The following is an 18,214-nucleotide window of genomic DNA, read 5'->3' on the forward strand; positions in this document are numbered from 1 at the left end:
CTGTGAGCCCCGCAGGGATCAGCGCGGCTCCGGCGGCCGCTGCCGAGGCATGTTCGGGCGGGCCGGTCCCGGCGGGAGGGAAAACCGGCCCGGTCCGGTGGACGTGTTCTCCGGCCGCACGCCGGAAGCCACCGCCGTCTGGATCCCCAGCGGCGCCGCCCCGGTGCGGAACTCCACCATCCAGTCCGCCGTCTCCACCCGCACCAGCTCCGTCACGTCCTCGGAGAACCTCCGCAGCACCCCGAGACACCGCTCCGCGGCCTCCCCGGCCGTCCCCTCCGTCGGCCCGAGCACCTCCCGCACGCTTTCCGACGCCCAGTCGAACTGGAGCACCTGTAGCCGCCGCTGCACGGCCTGCGCGGTGGCCACGTCCCTTATCCACCCGGACGTGATCCCGAAGAACCGGTCCACGGCCACGCACGCCACCGCCAGCACGAACGCCAGATACCCCCAGGCGGCGGCCCCGCCGGCCACTCCGGTGAGGTCCAGCAGGGGCAGCGCGGCCCCGCACACCGCCCCGGCCGCCGCTCCGCCGCGCAGCGCCCGCGCGCTGCGACGTTTCCACACCCGGTCCGCGAGGTACCAGGCCGCGGTGTCCAGTGCTCTTCGTTCCACCCACCGGTACAGCTCGTCGAGCCGCTCCGCCGGCTCGCCCCAGTCCCCGAGCGGAAACGGCCGCCCGGTCAGATCGCCCGGCCGCAGCCCGGCCGCCCCCTCGCCCCGCCCGTCCTGAGGCGGACCCTCGGGCTGCATCTCCGGCTGACCCACCCGGCACTCCCTACTGATTGCGACCCTACTGATTCCGGCCCGTCACTCCGCGTGATAGCGCATGTCGATGTGTGGACCCTTCCTACCGCCCAACGGGTGGCGAGGGTGTCGCTTCCGTCGGTTTTCCGCCCGTAAGAGGGCCTTGGTCAGGTATAGGGCTGCCGCATATGTCACTCGAAAGAGTGCTGGGGCGACGGCCGAGTGGACCACGTAGGCTCGTGCACAACGGAGGAAACGACGAGACCAGGAGCTGATCGTGATTCCCGGTGGTGGCCAGCCCAACATGCAGCAGCTGCTCCAGCAGGCCCAGAAGATGCAGCAGGATCTGGCGCGGGCGCAGGAGGAACTCGCGGCCACGGAGGTCGACGGGCAGGCGGGCGGCGGCCTGGTGCGGGCCACGGTGACCGGCGCCGGCGAGCTGCGCGCGCTGCGGATCGACCCCAAGGCCGTGGACCCGGACGACACCGACACCCTCGCCGATCTGATCGTCGCGGCCGTCCACGCGGCCAACGAGAACGCGCAGGCGTTGCAGCAGCAGAAGCTGGGTCCGCTGGCCCAGGGTCTGGGTGGCGGCAGCGGCATTCCGGGCCTGCCTTTCTAAGACCGGCCATCGCCAACTACGGTACGTACCGTAAGACTCCAGGAAGGGCAGTCCGTTGTACGAAGGCGTGGTCCAGGACCTCATCGACGAGCTGGGTCGTCTGCCCGGCGTCGGTCCCAAGAGCGCGCAGCGGATCGCCTTCCACATCCTCCAGGCGGAGCCGACGGACGTACGGCGGCTCGCACAGGCCCTCCTCGAGGTGAAGGCGAAGGTCCGCTTCTGCGCGACCTGCGGCAATGTCGCGCAGGAGGAGCTGTGCGGCATCTGCCGTGACGCGCGCCGCGACCCGGCCGTCATCTGCGTGGTGGAGGAGCCGAAGGACGTCGTGGCGATCGAGCGCACCCGCGAGTTCCGCGGCCGCTACCACGTGCTCGGCGGCGCGATCAGCCCGATCGAGGGCGTCGGTCCCGACGACCTGCGTATACGGGAACTTCTCGCGCGGTTGGCCGACGGGACGGTCACGGAGCTGATCCTTGCCACGGATCCGAACCTGGAGGGCGAGGCCACGGCCACGTACCTCGCCCGAATGATCAAACCCATGGGCCTGAAGGTCACCCGCCTGGCCAGCGGCCTCCCGGTGGGTGGCGACCTGGAATACGCGGACGAGGTCACGCTCGGCCGCGCCTTCGAGGGGAGACGACTCCTAGATGTCTGACGCCACGCTGCACGCCACATCGCAGGACCCGGACGACTTCGCGGTCCAGATCGCGGACCAGGTGGAGAGTTTCCTGGTCGCCGTCACGGAGGTGGCGAAGGGCGACGAGCCGGAATCGGCGGTGCCCTTCCTCCTTCTGGAGGTCTCGCAGCTCCTGCTGGCCGGCGGCCGGCTCGGCGCCCACGAGGACATCGTCCCCGACGAGCGCTACGAGCCGGACCCGGGCCCGGAACCCGACGTCGACGGGCTCCGCGAGAACCTCGTACGCCTCCTGGAACCGATCGACGTCTACTCGGAGGTCTTCGACCCCTACGAGCCCCGCAAGGCGCCGGTTCCGGCCAGGATCTCCGACGACCTGGCCGACGTCATCACCGACCTGCGCCACGGCATGGTCCACTACCGGGCCGGCCGCACCACGGAGGCCCTGTGGTGGTGGCAGTTCTCCTACTTCTCCAACTGGGGCCCCACGGCCTCGGCCATGCTGCGCGCCCTCCAGTCGGTACTCATCCACGTCCGTCTGAACCAGCCCCTGGAAGAACTCGACGGCCTCGACATCGACCAGCCCGCCATGGGCGACGAGACCCTGGAGTTCGAGGCGGGCCGCGTCATGGCCCAGGAGATCGGGGACCCGCTGGGAGTGCGCGACGCCAAGTAGTCGCCGGTTCCCGCGGCCGGCCCCTGCGCAGCGGCCTCTGTGACCCGGGGCACTTTCCGAGTGGGCTCCCGCCGGCTGGGCATGTGCTGTTCCGGACGGGCGGCCGGGATCTCACGATGCGATATCGCGGAGGGGAAATCCGGGCGCTCGTTAGACTGAGCCGACCGATACATACCGGAGCGAGGAGCGCACGTGGGCCTTGTCGTGCAGAAGTACGGAGGCTCCTCCGTAGCCGATGCCGAGGGCATCAAGCGCGTCGCCAAGCGGATCGTGGAAGCCAAGAAGAACGGCAACCAGGTGGTTGTCGTGGTTTCCGCGATGGGCGACACGACGGACGAGCTGATCGATCTCGCCGAGCAGGTGTCCCCGATGCCTGCCGGGCGTGAGTTCGACATGCTGCTGACCGCCGGAGAGCGGATCTCCATGGCCCTGCTGGCCATGGCGATCAAAAACCTGGGTCACGAGGCCCAGTCGTTCACCGGCAGCCAGGCAGGTGTCATCACCGACTCGGTCCACAACAAAGCCCGGATCATCGACGTCACGCCGGGCCGCATCCGCACCGCGCTGGACGAGGGCAACATCGCCATCGTCGCCGGGTTCCAGGGTGTCAGCCAGGACAAGAAGGACATCACGACGCTGGGCCGGGGTGGCTCCGACACCACGGCCGTGGCCCTCGCGGCCGCGCTCGACGCCGAGGTCTGTGAGATCTACACCGACGTCGACGGCGTGTTCACCGCCGACCCGCGCGTGGTGAAGAAGGCGAAGAAGATCGACTGGATCTCCTTCGAGGACATGCTGGAGCTCGCGGCCTCCGGCTCCAAGGTGCTGCTCCACCGCTGTGTGGAGTACGCCCGCCGTTACAACATCCCGATCCATGTCCGGTCCAGCTTCAGCGGGCTCCAGGGCACGTGGGTCAGCAGCGAGCCGATCGAGCAAGGGGACAAGAAGGTGGAGCAGGCCATCATCTCCGGTGTCGCGCACGACACCTCCGAGGCCAAGATCACGGTCGTCGGCGTGCCGGACAAGCCGGGCGAGGCCGCCTCGATCTTCCGCGCGATCGCGGACGCCGCGGTCAACATCGACATGGTCGTGCAGAACGTGTCCGCCGCGTCCACCGGCCTGACGGACATCTCCTTCACGCTGCCCAAGACCGAGGGCCGCAAGGCCATCGACGCGCTGGAGAAGAACAAGTCCGGCATCGGCTTCGACTCGCTGCGCTACGACGACCAGATCGGCAAGATCTCCCTGGTCGGCGCGGGCATGAAGACGAACCCGGGCGTCACCGCCTCCTTCTTCGAGGCGCTGTCCGACGCGGGCGTGAACATCGAGTTGATCTCGACCTCCGAGATCCGTATCTCGGTAGTCACCCGCGCCGACGACGTGCCGGAGGCCGTGCGGGCCGTGCACAGCGCCTTCGGACTCGACTCCGACACCGACGAGGCCGTCGTCTACGGAGGCACCGGGCGATGACCCGCAGACCGACGCTCGCGGTCGTGGGAGCGACCGGAGCCGTCGGCACGGTCATGCTCCGGATCCTGTCCGAGCGCGCCGATGTCTGGGGCGAGATCCGCCTGATCGCCTCCCCGCGCTCGGCCGGCCGCAAGCTGGCCGTGCGCGGCGAGGAGGTCGAGGTGGTCGCCCTCACCGAGGAGGCCTTCGACGGGGTCGACGTCGCCATGTTCGACGTTCCCGACGAGGTCTCCGCGCGGTGGGCGCCGATCGCCGCCGCGCGCGGTGCCGTCGTCGTGGACAACTCGGGCGCCTTCCGGATGGACCCGGACGTGCCCCTGGTCGTCCCCGAGGTCAATCCGCACACGGTCCGGGTCCGCCCGCGCGGCATCATCGCCAACCCCAACTGCACGACCCTGTCGATGATCGTCGCCCTGGGCGCGCTGCACGCCGAGTTCGGGCTGCGTGAGCTGGTGGTGTCCTCGTACCAGGCGGTGAGCGGGGCCGGGCGGGCCGGCGTGGACACGCTGCGCGCCCAGCTGTCCCTGGTCGCCGGTACGGAGCTCGGGACCAGCCCCGGTGACGTGCGGCGGGCCGTGGGGGACGCCACGGGGCCGTTCCCGGAGCCGGTCGCGCTGAACGTCGTGCCGTGGGCCGGGTCGCTGCGGGAGGACGGCTGGTCGTCGGAGGAGATGAAGGTGCGGGACGAGTCCCGCAAGATCCTCGGACTGCCGAAGCTGCCCGTCGCCGTGACCTGTGTGCGCGTGCCGGTCGTCACCACCCACTCCCTCACTGTCCACGCCCGCTTCCAGGGCGAGGTCAGCGTCGACGGAGCCCGGGAGATCCTCGCCACGGCGCCCGGTGTCGTGCTGTGCGACGACCCCGCCGCCGGGGAGTTCCCCACGCCCGCCGACGTGGTGGGCACCGATCCGACCTGGGTCGGGCGGGTGCGGCGGGCGCTCGACGATCCCACCGCGCTCGAACTCTTCGTATGCGGGGACAATCTGCGCAAAGGTGCCGCGCTGAACACCGCGCAGATCGCCGAACTGCTGGCGGCGGAGTTCTCGTGAGGCCCCCGGGTCTGCCGGAAGACCGGCGGTGGGAGCGCGCCCATTCATAGGTTCTGCGTAAAAAGTGTGGTCAGGAGCATGGTCCGGACCACTTGAATCGAGCCCCTCGGCGTCCGAAGATTTTTCTCCCCGCCCTCCGCAACCACGCGGAGGGCGGGGAGCGTCTTTGCGGTCGCCCTTACGGGGTGTGAGGACGCATGATCCTGGCGTGGGGACGCCGTGATCGGGGCGTGGGGACGCCCGTTCATATGGGACATAAAGGAAGAGCGGGACGGATGACGGCATTTGAGGCCTCGTCGAATGTGCTGCCGGTCACGGAGACGCCATCGGCCGCAGGTGCGCTGATCACGCCGACGACACTCGGCGCGAAAGTGATGCCCGGCACGTACAACCCCGAGGGGGGGAAGCGTGTCCAACAGGCGTGGCAGAGGTACTCGACTTCACTGCGGCGCCCCACGGCACGGCTTTCCGGCCCCGTGCGACGCTCCGACCCCGCATGCCCGGCACGCCCGGCGGCATGCCGGTGATCGCGCCCATGCCCGCAGCGCGGCCCACCCGCCTCCCGAACCAGCGTGACGGCGTACCGACTCCGCGTGAGAGCGCCGAGAACGCCGAGGACACCGTCGCGGCCGGCACCACCGTCGACCACCTCACCGAGACCTACCGGGCCCACTACCGCTCGCTGCTCGGCCTGGCCGCGCTCCTCCTCGACGACACCGCCTCCTGCGAGGACGTCGTCCAGGAGGCCTTCATACGCGTCCACTCGGCCCGCAAGCGCGTCCGGGACCCGGAGAAGACCCTCGCCTACCTCCGCCAGACCGTCGTCAACCTCTCCCGCTCCGCGCTGCGCCGCCGCATACTCGGCCTGAAGCTGCTGTCGAAGCCGATGCCGGACATGGCGAGCGCGGAGGAGGGCGCGTACGACTCGCTGGAGCGCCGGGACCTCATCAAGGCGATGAAGGGCCTTCAGCGCCGCCAGCGCGAGGTCCTCGTCCTGCGCTACTTCGCCGACATGACCGAGGCCCAGGTCGCCGAGACGCTCGGGATATCGCTGGGCTCCGTGAAGGCGTACGGCTCGCGCGGCATCGCCGCCCTCCGGGTCTCCATGGAGGCGGCGCAATCATGAGCGACCGCGTCGAAGAGGGCGGCTCCCATGACCGCCACGAACCCTATGCCTGGCACGAACCGACCAACCAGGACGAGCAAGAGCACACGCCAACGCACGCTGGGAACGGAACTGTGAACCACGGCCCCGACGACCAGAGCCCCGACGGGCTCGACTCGGACGAGCTGGACCTGCGTCGGCTGCTGCACTCGGCCGTCGACGACATCGAGCCGAGTGACGGCACGCTCGACCACCTGCGGCGCGCGGTGCCCGCCCGGCGGGCGCGCAAGCGGCAGGCCGTCGTCGGCATGGCCGCCGCGGCGCTGTTCATCGGTACCGCCATCCCGGCCCTGGTGCACGTCTCCAACGCCACGGGCTCCGACCCCAACACCTCCATGGCCGGCCAGGCCTCCCAGGCCCAGAGCGGCGGCTCGGGCAAGAACCCGGACGGCGGGGCCAGCACCGCGGGCGGATCCAGCGGCAAGCCGGGCGGCAAGGACAAGGGCGGCACGAAGCCCTCCAGCAAGGACAGGGGCACGGGCAGCGGCACCGGCTCCACCGGCGGTGCGAACCCCTCCGCCACCGTGGGCACCGCCACCTCGGTGTGCACGGCGGCCCAGCTGGGTTCGGCCACGGGGACCGCCAACGCGCCCGACTCGACCGGTGTGGTCTACGGCACCTTCCGCGTCGTCAACGTCTCCTCCACCAGCTGTACCGTCGGCGGCCCGGGCAGCGTGGGCGCTGCCGCGCAGGGCGCTGCGGACCCGACCAAGATCGGCACGGCCCGGCACGTGTCCGGCGACGCGGCGGCGGGCCTGCCCGACCCGTCGCTGGAGGCCTCCGGACTGGTGCTGCTGCCCGGCGCGGCCTACGAGGAGAAGTTCGCCTTCGTCCCGTCCGAGACCTGCCCCACGACCGGCGGCGGCACGGACCCCGGCGGCGGCACGGACACCGGGGGCGCCACGCCCGACCCGTCGCCCACGCAGGACACCGGTGCGACCGGCAGCACGGACACCTCCGGTACGACCTCCTCCGGAGCCACCACCCAGCTCTTCGCCGCGGACGGCACGGCGGACGGCAGCGTTGTGGTGTCCCACACCCCGGAGGCCGGATCCCCGACGGCGTCAGTGACGGTCGCCAACGCCTGCGCCGGAACGGTCTACTGGACCGGAGTGCTCTCGGGGTCATGACCCTGGGCCGCCAGGGGGCTCCGCCCCCTGGACCCCATGGCTGAATACTCCGGAACGGGGGTCACACCCCCGCGGTCTCCCCCTCCGGCACCAAGCCCAGCGCAGCGTCCCGTGCGAACTCGACCTCGCGGCGCAGCAGCCGGAACCACATGAAGACGACGAAGCCGGCGAAGACGAACCACTCTCCGGTGTAGCCGAGGTTCTGGAAGGCCTTGAGGTCGAGACCCGAGCCGGCGGGCGCGCTCGCCGGGACGGCCTTCATTCCCGAGTCCCCCTTGTCGAGGGTGACCCAGGCGTCGTACACCCGGTACGGCACCAGGTTCACCAGCGACGCGGAGCTGATCGCCGCCGTCTGCCCGGCCGGCAGCCCGCCCGCCGAGCTGACGCCGTTGTCCCCGGGCGTCTCGGAGGCCTGGAGCGCCCCGGTGACGGTGACCTGACCGGCCGGAGGGGCGGGCGCCTCGGCCGGATTCGCGGTGCCGGGCAGCCAGCCGCGCACGACCGGCAGGGCCTGCCCGGAGTCGGTCCGCAGCAGCGCCAGCACGTAGAAGCCGTTCTTTCCGTCCAGCTCCCGGTCGGGCACGAGGAGCTGCTTGCCGTACCGCCCGGTCGCGGTGACCTGCCTGCCCGAGGTGCTCTGGTCCACGGGCAGCAGCTCGGCCAGCGGCCGGGCCGCCTCGTGCCGGTCGGACACGGCCCGCTCGCTCGCGTCGTGGTGGTCCTGCACCCGCGCCTCGAACCGGCTCAGCTGCCAGGACCCCATGAAGACGCAGAACGGGATGGCGAGCAGCACGAAGACGTTGATGCCCCACCAGCGGGGTGTCAGCAGAAAGCGGTACACGCCGTCAACGGTACGGGGGCCCGCCGGAGTCCCCGGACCCGGGAGGCCTTCGGAGGCGCATGATCGCAAAAGTTATCCACAGGCTGCGCACACCCACCAGCTATTTGTCGTCGCGGACGGGCAGTATGGGCGCATGACTGGGGCCATGAGTGAGAGCAACATGCCGGACTGGGAGAAGCGCTTTCGGGCGCCGCGGGTGTCGCTGCCCGACTGGGCGGAGGACGCGCCGCACCGCTCCCTGTTCGTGTCGAACGCGACGGGGACGTACGAGCTGTACGCCTGGGACCGTACGAGTGGAGAGCAGCGCCAGGTGACGTCCCGGCCGAACGGCACGACGGACGGCGTGCTCTCCCCGGACGGCGCCTGGATCTGGTGGTTCGACGACAAGGACGGCGACGAGTTCGGGGTGTGGCGCCGCCAGCGGTTCACGGGCGGCGAGGACGAACTGGCCACCCCGGGCCTGGAGCCCTCCTACCCGGCGGGCCTGGCCCTGTCCCGGGACGGGCGTACGGCGGTCGTCGGGCGCTCGACGGACGACGAGGGTTCGACCATCCACGTGGCGAGGGAGGGCGAGGCGCCCTTCGAGCTGTACCGCCACCGGGAGTCGGCGGGCGTCGGGGACCTCTCCCACGACGGCTCCCTGATCGCCATCGAGCACACGGAGCACGGCGACGCGATGCACTCGGCGCTGCGCGTGCTGCGCCCGGACGGCACGGCGGTCGCCGAGCTGGACGACACCAAGGGCGGCACCGAGGAGCTGGGCCTGGAGGTGCTGGGCTTCGCCCCGCTCGACGGCGACACGCGTCTGCTCATCGGTCACCAGCGGCGCGGCCGGTGGGAGCCGCTGGTCTGGGACGTCGCCTCGGGTGAGGAGACGGACCTGGTGCTGGACCTGCCGGGCGACGTGAGCGCGGAGTGGTGTCCGGACGGGACGGCGCTGCTCGTCGCCCACAGTTTCAAGGCCCGCAGCGAGGTGTTCCGGTACGACCTGGGCAGCCGCGAGCTGACGAGGATCCCCACCCCGCCGGGCACGGTCTCCGGTGCGACGGCCCGCCCGGACGGCAGCGTGGAGTACCTCTGGTCCTCGGCCGCCGAGCCGTCGTCGGTCCGCTCGACGACGGGCCGGGTGGTCCTGGACCCGCCCGGCCTGAAGTGCCCGGGCTCGGTCCCGGTGGAGGACGTGTGGGTCGAGGGCCCCGGTGGCCGCATCCACGCCCTGATCCAGAAGCCGGCCGGCGCGACGGGCCCCCTGCCCACCGTCTTCGATCTGCACGGCGGTCCGACCTGGCACGACAGCGACGCCTTCGCCGCGGGCCCGGCGGCCTGGGTGGACCACGGCTACGCGGTGGTCAGGATCAACTACCGGGGTTCCACGGGCTACGGCCGGGCCTGGACGGACGCGTTGAAGCACCGGGTCGGTCTGATCGAGCTGGAGGACGTGGCCGCGGTCCGCGAGTGGGCGGTCTCCTCCGGGCTCGCCGACCCCGAGCGTCTGATCCTGACCGGCGCCTCCTGGGGCGGCTACCTCACCCTGCTCGGCATCGGCACCCAGCCGGACGTCTGGGCCCTGGGCATCGCCGTCGTCCCGGTCGCCGACTACGTCACCGCGTACCACGACGAGATGGAAGCCCTGAAGGCCATGGACCGCACCCTCCTGGGCGGCACCCCGGAGGAGGTCCCCGGCCGCTTCGAGGCCTCCTCCCCCCTCACCTACGTCGACCAGGTCAAGGCGCCCGTCTACATCTCCGCCGGCGTCAACGACCCCCGCTGCCCGATCCGCCAGATCGACAACTACGTCAAGCGTCTGGAGTCCCGTGGGGCCGTCCACGAGGTGTACCGCTACGACGCGGGGCACGGATCGCTGGTGGTGGACGAGCGGATCAAGCAGGTGCGGCTGGAGCTGGACTTCGCGGCGAGGCACCTGAAGCCGACGGCGTGAGGTGCGGGGCCGTGCGTGTCCGCGCGGCACGGCCCCAGCCCGGTGGACTGTGTGCAACCGGTCCGGTGGACTGTGTGCAATGCGACTTACGTTTCTTTTCCAGTCGGGTTATCCGCGCTACTTTCGATCCGGAATAAAGGAGGGTTGGTTAAAGCGCTTTTCCGTATGGTTGTTCACCCGATCGCCGCGCATCCAAGTGAAAAGTGCCGACGTTAGTCGGGCATGGCTAATGCAAGCGATCCTGGCGAGTCGGTCGGCCTGTACGGGGTGACGGTGGGACCGTACGTCTATACTCCGGGAATCCTCAGTAAGGATGGTGTGCCTGTCGTACTCCAGGTCACCGACCCGTTGCTGCAGAATTTCCTCACCGCTGTCCGGAAGCTGGAATCCGACCTCGCCGGTCGTTGGGCCTGCGCACTGTCATTCTCATGAGTGACGAGCGCTACGGCCGTATGTGGCACGGCACCACCGACTACCTGGACGATTTCGACGAATCGTCGCCGGATCCGGCCTGGGACCCGGCCGAGGAACTCGCCTACCTGCTTCAGAAGGCCAGCCAGGAGGAAGCCGCGAGGTCCGTGCCGAACCCTCGTGACGAGGCGTCGGTCACCGCTCCTCCGGCCGGCAGTCCCATGAGGCACCTCCAGGACATCACGGCCGAGCTACAGCCGGTGCGTGGGCCCCGCCGGGGGCATCGCAGACTTCCGGCGCACCGGCGCGTCGGCGGTGTGCGCATCGCCAGCTGCCTCATCGCCGCGCTGGCCGCGATCATCGTGTCGATGGTGAGCGTCTTCAGCGGCCTGGCCACCTATGAGCCGTTGCTCGTCGTCACCTCGCACGAACAGGGTGGCAGCGACGCCTGGTGGCCCATGCTGGTCTACGGGCCCTGGATGGCGGGATCGCTGTCCATCCTGCGGGCGGCGCTGCACCAGCGGCGCGCGGTGCACTCGTGGTTCGTCGTGCTGCTCTTCTCCTCCGTCGCGGTACTGCTCTGCGTGGTCCAGGCACCCCGGACCATCGAGGACACGGCGTCGGCGGCCTTACCGGGAGTCGCGGCACTGGCCTGCTTCCAGCAGCTCGTCCGGCAGATCACCCTGACCCGGCCGCCCCGGCGGGCCACCCCGCGGCACCGGTCGCGAGCCTCCCAGGAGCACTTCGCGTCGCCGCCCGCTCCCGGGGGCGGGGAATCGTCGTGACCGAGGATCCGTCCGGCAGGCTCTGACCGGCGCCCGTTCAGCTCACCGGTCCCGGTGGCTGGGCGGGCGCTCCGCGTCGTCCCAGCAGTTCTGGCAGTGCCGGGCGCGGGGGCCGTGAGCAGCCCCCGGTCTGCCCGCTGCACTTCGCGTCGCCGTTCGCTCCGGGGGGCCGGGAATCGTCGTGAGCGAGGATCCGTCCGGCAGGCTCTGACGGGCGCCCGTTCAGCTCACCGGTCCCGGTGGCTGGGCGGGTGCTCCGCGTCGTCCCAGCAGCTCCGCCAGTCCCCGGCGGGTGGCCGCGAGCAGCACCCGGTCCTCCGCCCGCAGCACGTACCCCTCGTCCGCTTCCGGTCGTCCCTCCAGCGCCAGGACCCGCCAGGCCCCGGCCCGGAACGCCGCCCGGACCGTCCGGCCCTCCAGCTGCGGATGGCCGCCCACGTCCACCACCGCGAACAGCAGCACCCGCCGCTCCACGGGAATCGCCCCGAGGATCTGACGCCCGAGCATCGCCCCGGCGAAGGCGGGCGCGGCCAGATGGGTCACGCTCCGGCTCCGCGTCTGCGCCTGGGGGTGCGCGGCCCGCAGGGTGCGGTACACGGCGGTCGCGAAGTCGTCGTCGTACAGCCGCAGCACCACCCGCAGATCCGGTCGCACGGACCGCGCGTACAGCACCGCCTCCAGGTTGGTCGTGTCCGCGCTGGTCACCGCCAGCAGGGCGTGCGCGCGGTGGATCTTGGCGGCCTCCAGGACCCCTTCCTGCGTCACGTCGCCCAGCACCACCGGCACCCGCAGCCGCCGGGCCGTGGCCAGCCCGCGCGCCTCGGGATCGGACTCCACGCACACCACCGGGATGTGCAGCTCCCGCAGCCGGGTCAGCACCCGTGTGCCGATCTTGCCCAGGCCCAGCAGCACCACGTGCCCGCCCAGCCCGCGCGGCGGTTTGCGCAGCGCGGACGCGGTCCGGAAGGTGCCCAGCGCCTCGAGGACCGCGGCCAGCAGCACGGGCAGCAGCAGCAGCCCCACCAGCCCGGACAGCAGCTGGAGGATCTGCCGCCCGAGGGACTCGCCGATCGCCGGATCGTCGATCGCGAACATGTCCAGCAGCGTCAGGTAGAAGGCGCCGAGCGGATGGATCCCGGTCACCACCGACAGGGCGACCGCCAGCGCCACCACACACCCCACCATCCCGGCCAGCGACCACCGCAGCCGCCGTGAGAACAGCGAGGCGAACGGCGGTACGACGCCGACGCCGCGCCCTGCCGCCAGCGGCGCCCCGGCGGAGTACGACACCTGCTCCAGCACCACCGTCCCGCGCCCGCCGGCGTCCCGCACCTGAGCCGCGTCGGGCAGCAGCCGGGGTCCGTGCTCCCCGCTGCCCTCGGACCCGTCCGCCCCGGCCGGATCGCTGCTGGACAGCAGCGCGAGTGTGCACAGCCCGGGGTCGGCGACCTGCCCCGGTCGCGGCGGCGGACGCTCCACCGCGCGCAGCAGCAGCCCGTCGGTCTGTACGACCTTGCTGGTGCCGGCGACCGCGGTGGCGGCCAGCGCGGGCGCGGCGGTGTCGGCGTCGGACAGCACGACCGTGGACGCCTCCCCGGCGGCGGCGTCGTTCCCGGCCAACGTGGCGGCCTGGTCGAGGAGTTCCTCGATGTGCTGGCCCAACCGCCGGTTGTAGAGCCGCAGGACGAGCCGCAGCCGGGGATTGAGGCGCCGGGCGGTGAGCGCGGCACGGATGTTGGTCTCGTCGTCCTCGTACACGAGCGCCAGCGCGACCGCCTGCTCGACGCCCGCCTCGGCGAGCACCGCCTCGCTGGGTTCGGCGGCCTCCAACAGCCGCTCGCCCCGGGGTGGTTCACCCGCGCCGGTACTGCCGCCGTTGCCGCCCGGAGCCGTGGGGCCGCGGCCCACCGCGGCGTTCACCACCCGGTCCAGCAGGGCCGCCGACGCGGCCCGTGCCCGCCCGACGACCGGTGGGTGCGCCGTGCGTTCGTTCGGCGGTACGACGAGCGTCACCTGCTCCCCGTACACCCCGCGCAACTCGGCGGCCAGCCGGTGCGCGAGTCCATCGTCCCCGCACACCACCATGTGCGCGGGCGCACCACTGTGCCCACCTTGATACGGAACGCTCGCCACGAGGGAAAAGACTGCCCCAACGGGACGGGTGGTTCCAGCAATCATGTGAACGCCGGGCGCCCGCGTGCCGTACTGAAGGGGAGGGAGAAGACGCACCCAGATCGCGGACCAGCGCCCGCACGCGGAGGTACCCCACCCGTGGCCATCACCGAAGAAGCCCCGCCCGGGCGGGCCCCCCACGACCCCGGCGCGCCGCCCGGCGCCGGGAAGCGGCCGGAGCAGGACGGCTGGCACCTCAACTCCCCGCTGGCCCTGACCCTTCTGCTGGTCCTGGTGGTGGTCCTCCAGGGCCCGATCCGCGGGGCGCTGTCGGCCCCGGTGATGCAGAGCTGGATGACGGTGTTCGTGGCGGTGGTCGTGCAGGCCCTGCCGTTCCTCGCCCTCGGTGTCCTGCTGTCGGCGGGGATCGCGGTGTTCGTGCCGCCGTCGTTCTTCGCCCGCGCGCTGCCCAGCCGGCCCGCTCTCGCCGTGCCGGTCGCCGGGCTCGCGGGCGCGGTGCTGCCGGGCTGCGAGTGCGCGTCGGTGCCCGTGGCCGGGGCGCTGGTCCGGCGCGGGGTCACCCCCGCCGCGGCGATCGCGTTCCTGCTCTCCGCCCCGGCGATCAACCCGATCGTCCTGACCGCCACCGCCGTCGCCTTCCCGCGGAATCCCGAGATGGTGCTGGGCAGGTTCGCCGCGAGCCTGCTGGTGGCGTGCGCGATGGGCTGGCTGTGGCAGCGCGTCGGCCGTACCGACTGGATCCGGCCGCCCGCGCACGCCGCGCACGAGGGACAGAGCAAGGGCGAGGCGTTCTGGGGCTCGGTCCGGCACGACCTGATGCACGCCGGCGGCTTCCTGGTGCTCGGCGCGATGGCCGCGGCGACGCTGAAGGCGGTGGCCCCGGCGAGCTGGCTGCGTACCGCGGCCGGCAACCCGGCGGTCTCGGTCCTGGCCCTCGCGGTCCTCGCCGTGCTGCTGTCGATCTGCTCGGAGGCGGACGCGTTCGTGGCGGCCTCGCTCACCCAGTTCTCGCTCACGGCCAAGCTGGCGTTCCTGGTCGTCGGCCCGATGATCGACCTGAAGCTGTTCGCGATGCAGGCGGGCACCTTCGGCCGGGGCTTCGCCCTGCGCTTCGCCCCCGCCACCTTCGCCCTGGCCATCGTGGGCGCGGTGCTGACCGGGGCGGTGCTGCTGTGAACCGGCAGGCCCAGGCGGCGGTCCTGTTCCTGACCGGCGCGGCCCTGCTGCACGCGGGCCTCACCGGCCTCTACCTGCGCTATGTGAAGGCGGGCCTGCAACCGCTGCTGCTGCTGGCCGGCGCGCTGCTCGTGGTGACGGCGCTGGCGACGGCCTGGTACGAGTGGAAACGCACCCGCGGCAAGCCGCCCACGGGCGAGGCCGCACCCGAGGCGGACGACCACGGCCACGCGGACGACCATGGCCACGCGCACCCCGAGCCCCGCATCTCCTGGCTGCTGATCCTGCCCCTCCTGGCCCTCATCCTGGTCGCCCCACCCGCCCTGGGCTCCTACAGCGCGATGCGCACCGGTACCGCCCTGCAACAGCCGTACGGCTACACGTCCCTGCCCGCGAAGAACCCGGTGCCGATCGGCCTGGTCGACTACGCGGGCCGCGCGGTCTACGACCACGGCCGCTCCCTCGGCGGCCGCCAGGTCCGCATCACCGGATTCGTCGCCCTGGACCGCACCGGCACCCCGTACCTGGTCCGGATGGCCCTGAACTGCTGCGCCGCCGACGCCCAGCCGGTGAAGATCGGCCTGACCGGGAAGATCCCGCCGGTCCTGCAACCGGACAGCTGGCTGGAGGTGACCGGCACCTACACGGCGAAGCAGGTCAAGGACCCGGTCAACAACGGGCCCATCCCGTTCCTGAAGGTCACCGCCGCCCGCCCGGCGCCCACCCCGCGCGATCCGTACGACGAGACGTGGAACACCTGATACCGGTGGGGCGAGAGATCACCGGCTGGGCCGGGCCCGACGCTCACCGGTCCGTTGTTCCGCCTCGGCCGGCACCGCCCTCGGCGCCACCGCCCTCGGCGCCGCCGTTGAAGTCGTACGGCCCGCCACCGCGCCACTCGATCAGTTCGGGATCGTCGACGGCCTGGTCCTCGGCGGGGAGCCCCGCACGGTGTACGAGGTCCAGCACGTCGAACAGGTCGTACGCCGTCCCCACGCGCTCACCGCGCACCGTCACCTGCCGGCCACCGTCCGCGGCCGGCGGCAGCACCACCACTGGAGGACCCGTACTCATGCCACCACCATGCGCCCGGCGCGCGCAAAACGCAGCACGTCACAGTTGCCTGGCCGGCCAGTCCAGCAGCCGGGCGCCGATCACCGCCGTCTGAAGCATGTAGCGGTGGGCGGGGTCGGACGGATCGGCGCCGGTGAGGCGGTGGATGCGTTCCAGCCGGTAGGTCAGGGCGCGCACGCTCAGTGAGAGCCGGCGGGCGGCCTCCGCGGCCACACAACCGCAGTCGAAATAGGCCGTCAGGGTGTCCAGGAGCGGCTGGGCGCCGCCCCGGGCGGTGGTGAGCGGGCCCAGGGCGGTGCGCACGAGGTCGGCCATGGCCTGCCGGTCGCGGGTGAGGACGGGGTAGACGAGTAAGTCGGCGGCGCGCAGGACCGGGTCCTCCAGCTGGAGCCGCTCGGCCAGCTCCAGCGTGTTGAGGGCCTCCTCGTACGACTGGACGACCCCGCCGGCGCCGGGCTGCGGGCGGCCGATGGCGACCCGGCCGCCGTCCGTGGCCGCGTACACCTGCTTGGCGAAGTGGGTGAGGATCTCGTCCTGGTCGCCGGGTGCGACGCACAGCATCCGGCCGCCCTTGGTGGTGAGCAGGATGCTCCGGTCGCCGAACCGGGCGATGAGCGAGCGTTCCACCTGCCGGGGGAGCGGGCCGCTCTCGTCGTACGCCGTCGGCCCCTGCGCGACGGCGACCGCGTGGGTCTGGGACAGGCGCAGCCCGAAGCGTCCGGCGCGTTCGGCGAGGCGGCCCAGGTCGCTGCGGCCGTAGAGGAGGTCGTCGATGAACTCCCGGCGGGCGGCCTCCTCCTGGCGTACAGCGTGCCGCTGGGCGCGTTCGTATCCCTCGGCGAAGGCGTCGACGGCCTGCTGCACGGCTGCCAGGGCGCTGTCGGTCGAGTCGGGGCCGCCGGGCCAGGCGGCGCGGGTGGCGGCCAGATGGGCCCGGACCAGGGCGCGCAGTCCGTGGCCGGCTTCGGCGGCCTGTTCGCCCAGGACGCGCCGTGCCTCGATCTCGTCCCGGGTCAGGCGCCGGCCGGTGGCGGAGACGTCCGCCAGGAGCTCGGCATACCCCCGCAGATACTGGTCGGGTATCTCGTACTCCGTCACGTCGTCCCCCCGGATCTTGACGCGCCGGTGACGCTTTCTTAGCGGTCCCGGCACGCTGACCCTAATGAACACTGCCGGAAACCGGCAATGCGCCGGTGTGCGCGGGGCGTGCACCATGACCCGCGGGGAGCACTGCGGATGGTCCCGATGCCGGAGCCCGGCAGATGGCGGGCGCCCGGCACCGGGACCTCGGTCCGCCGCCCCCGAACGTGCGGGGCCGTCGTACAGGGCGTACGACGGGAGAGAGCGGGGGTCGGGGATCATGGGGGCGTTTCTCGCTGCCGCCGCGGGTTTTCCGACCATCCTGTTCACCTCCGCCCTCGTCGTGGTCGTCGTCTTCTGGCTGTTGGCCGCCGTCGGCGCGGCCGACGCGCACGGCTTCCACGCGCACGGCTTCCACGGGCACGGGCACGGGGACGCCTGGGGGATGGGCGGGGTGCCGGTCACGGTGTCCTTCTCGCTGCTGACCGCCATCGGCTGGTTCCTGAGCCTCAGTACGACCGTGCTGCTGGCCCCGCTCACCCGCTCGGCGCTCGTCAAGGCGCCGGTGAGCGTGGCGGTGCTGGCCGGGTCCGTGCTGGTCGCCTGGCGGCTGACCCGGCTGCTCGTACGGCCCCTCCACCGGCTCTTCCCCGAGGAGCGCGGGCCGTCCCGGCAGGACTTCATCGGCCTGACCTGCACCATCCGCACCGGCTGGGTGGACGGCCGTTTCGGGCAGGCCGAGGTCAGGGCGGCGGACGGCTCGAGCGCGCTGGTCCAGGTCCGCCAGACCGGCGAGGAATCCCTCTCCAAGGGCAGCACCGGTCTGCTCTACGCCTACGACGAGCCCGGCGAGTTCTTCTGGGTCGCGGCCTCCCCATCCCTGGACACGCTCCTCGTGCCGGACCCGGCAACCCCGGCCCCACCCGCTCCGCAGGCTCCGCTCGGCTCGGCGACGCCGGTGATGCCCGGCTCGGCCACGCCGGCGCTACCTGGCTCGGCCTCGCAGGCTCTGGCCCCGCCCGGCTCGGCCTCGCAGGCTCTGGCCCCGCCCGGCTCGGCCTCGCAGGCTCCGCCCGGCTCGGGTTCTCAGGCTCCGCCCGGGTAGAGCTCTCAGGCCCCCGCCCGGCTGAACCCCGCAGGCCCCGCCCGGGTAGAGCCCGCAGACCCCGCCCGGCTGAGCCCCGCAGGGTCCGGCTCAGGCTGTCCCGCCAGGCTGCCGGCGACTCCCCACCGGGGCGTGTAGCGGAATGCCGCCCGGCCGCCCGGCAGGCATGCCCGCCCC

The 18,214-nt window shown here is 72.1% G+C and carries 17 protein-coding genes; 12 read left to right on the forward strand and 5 right to left on the reverse strand.

The window, feature by feature from the left end:
* Positions 1 to 18: 18 nt before the first annotated feature.
* The gene (locus tag ACWGJM_RS18345; RefSeq protein WP_453412704.1) at positions 19 to 768 is read right to left on the reverse strand and encodes an SLATT domain-containing protein; all 750 of its coding nucleotides are present in this window, start codon (positions 766 to 768) and stop codon (positions 19 to 21) included.
* A 256-nt stretch (positions 769 to 1,024) separates the two neighbouring features.
* On the opposite strand from ACWGJM_RS18345, the gene ACWGJM_RS18350 reads away from it, so the two are divergent.
* The 7 genes from ACWGJM_RS18350 (at position 1,025) to ACWGJM_RS18380 (ending at position 7,493) form a co-directional block, all read left to right on the forward strand.
* Positions 1,025 to 1,369, forward strand: a complete 345-nt coding sequence (locus ACWGJM_RS18350; RefSeq protein ID WP_453412705.1) for a YbaB/EbfC family nucleoid-associated protein — start codon at positions 1,025 to 1,027, stop codon at positions 1,367 to 1,369.
* 55 nt (positions 1,370 to 1,424) lie between these two features.
* Positions 1,425 to 2,024 (forward strand): recombination mediator RecR, encoded by a 600-nt coding sequence (recR, locus tag ACWGJM_RS18355; protein ID WP_132856910.1) that lies wholly within the window; start codon positions 1,425 to 1,427, stop codon positions 2,022 to 2,024.
* Positions 2,017 to 2,679, forward strand: coding sequence for a DUF5063 domain-containing protein (locus ACWGJM_RS18360; protein ID WP_453412706.1), 663 nt, complete (start codon positions 2,017 to 2,019; stop codon positions 2,677 to 2,679). The genes recR and ACWGJM_RS18360 overlap by 8 nt, the downstream gene beginning before the upstream one ends.
* A gap of 192 nt (positions 2,680 to 2,871) precedes the next feature.
* Positions 2,872 to 4,149 carry an aspartate kinase gene (locus ACWGJM_RS18365; protein WP_453412707.1) on the forward strand — a complete coding sequence of 426 codons (1,278 nt, stop codon included), beginning with the start codon at positions 2,872 to 2,874 and terminating at the stop codon, positions 4,147 to 4,149.
* Positions 4,146 to 5,198, forward strand: coding sequence for an aspartate-semialdehyde dehydrogenase (locus ACWGJM_RS18370; RefSeq protein WP_453412708.1), 1,053 nt, complete (start codon positions 4,146 to 4,148; stop codon positions 5,196 to 5,198). Before ACWGJM_RS18365 ends, ACWGJM_RS18370 begins: the two co-directional genes overlap by 4 nt.
* Positions 5,199 to 5,694: 496 nt before the next feature.
* A complete protein-coding gene (locus ACWGJM_RS18375; protein WP_453412709.1) occupies positions 5,695 to 6,324 on the forward strand; it encodes a SigE family RNA polymerase sigma factor in 630 nt (209 codons plus the stop codon).
* Positions 6,321 to 7,493: a hypothetical protein gene (locus ACWGJM_RS18380; RefSeq protein ID WP_453412710.1), complete on the forward strand. Its 1,173-nt coding sequence runs from the start codon at positions 6,321 to 6,323 to the stop codon at positions 7,491 to 7,493. The genes ACWGJM_RS18375 and ACWGJM_RS18380 overlap by 4 nt, the downstream gene beginning before the upstream one ends.
* A gap of 61 nt (positions 7,494 to 7,554) precedes the next feature.
* On the opposite strand, the gene ACWGJM_RS18385 is transcribed toward ACWGJM_RS18380, so the two are convergent.
* Positions 7,555 to 8,334, reverse strand: coding sequence for an SURF1 family protein (locus ACWGJM_RS18385; protein ID WP_453412711.1), 780 nt, complete (start codon positions 8,332 to 8,334; stop codon positions 7,555 to 7,557).
* A 145-nt stretch (positions 8,335 to 8,479) separates the two neighbouring features.
* On the opposite strand from ACWGJM_RS18385, the gene ACWGJM_RS18390 reads away from it, so the two are divergent.
* Both ACWGJM_RS18390 and ACWGJM_RS18395 read left to right on the forward strand, forming a co-directional pair.
* Positions 8,480 to 10,273 carry a prolyl oligopeptidase family serine peptidase gene (locus tag ACWGJM_RS18390; RefSeq protein WP_453412712.1) on the forward strand — a complete coding sequence of 598 codons (1,794 nt, stop codon included), beginning with the start codon at positions 8,480 to 8,482 and terminating at the stop codon, positions 10,271 to 10,273.
* 428 nt (positions 10,274 to 10,701) lie between these two features.
* Positions 10,702 to 11,469 (forward strand): hypothetical protein, encoded by a 768-nt coding sequence (locus ACWGJM_RS18395; RefSeq protein WP_453412713.1) that lies wholly within the window; start codon positions 10,702 to 10,704, stop codon positions 11,467 to 11,469.
* Between the two features lie 222 nt (positions 11,470 to 11,691).
* Here the strand turns inward: ACWGJM_RS18395 and ACWGJM_RS18400 are convergent, their stop codons facing one another.
* On the reverse strand, positions 11,692 to 13,554 hold the full coding sequence (locus tag ACWGJM_RS18400) for an NAD-binding protein (RefSeq protein WP_453412714.1): 1,863 nt from the start codon (positions 13,552 to 13,554) through the stop codon (positions 11,692 to 11,694).
* A gap of 186 nt (positions 13,555 to 13,740) precedes the next feature.
* Here ACWGJM_RS18400 and ACWGJM_RS18405 point away from each other — a divergent pair, with 186 nt between their 5' ends.
* Both ACWGJM_RS18405 and ACWGJM_RS18410 read left to right on the forward strand, forming a co-directional pair.
* Positions 13,741 to 14,778 carry a permease gene (locus ACWGJM_RS18405; RefSeq protein WP_453412715.1) on the forward strand — a complete coding sequence of 346 codons (1,038 nt, stop codon included), beginning with the start codon at positions 13,741 to 13,743 and terminating at the stop codon, positions 14,776 to 14,778.
* A complete protein-coding gene (locus ACWGJM_RS18410; RefSeq protein ID WP_453412716.1) occupies positions 14,775 to 15,539 on the forward strand; it encodes a TIGR03943 family putative permease subunit in 765 nt (254 codons plus the stop codon). The genes ACWGJM_RS18405 and ACWGJM_RS18410 overlap by 4 nt, the downstream gene beginning before the upstream one ends.
* Before the next feature lie 43 nt (positions 15,540 to 15,582).
* Here the strand turns inward: ACWGJM_RS18410 and ACWGJM_RS18415 are convergent, their stop codons facing one another.
* Both ACWGJM_RS18415 and ACWGJM_RS18420 read right to left on the reverse strand, forming a co-directional pair.
* Complete coding sequence (locus ACWGJM_RS18415) at positions 15,583 to 15,852, reverse strand: hypothetical protein (protein ID WP_453412717.1); 270 nt, start codon at positions 15,850 to 15,852, stop codon at positions 15,583 to 15,585.
* Between the two features lie 39 nt (positions 15,853 to 15,891).
* Positions 15,892 to 16,950 (reverse strand): PucR family transcriptional regulator, encoded by a 1,059-nt coding sequence (locus ACWGJM_RS18420; RefSeq protein WP_453412718.1) that lies wholly within the window; start codon positions 16,948 to 16,950, stop codon positions 15,892 to 15,894.
* A gap of 262 nt (positions 16,951 to 17,212) precedes the next feature.
* Between ACWGJM_RS18420 and ACWGJM_RS18425 the strand changes: the two genes are divergently transcribed.
* Positions 17,213 to 18,037: a hypothetical protein gene (locus ACWGJM_RS18425; RefSeq protein WP_453412719.1), complete on the forward strand. Its 825-nt coding sequence runs from the start codon at positions 17,213 to 17,215 to the stop codon at positions 18,035 to 18,037.
* The last annotated feature ends 177 nt before the right edge of the window (positions 18,038 to 18,214 follow it).

This window comes from Streptomyces sp. NPDC054834, from assembly GCF_053611185.1.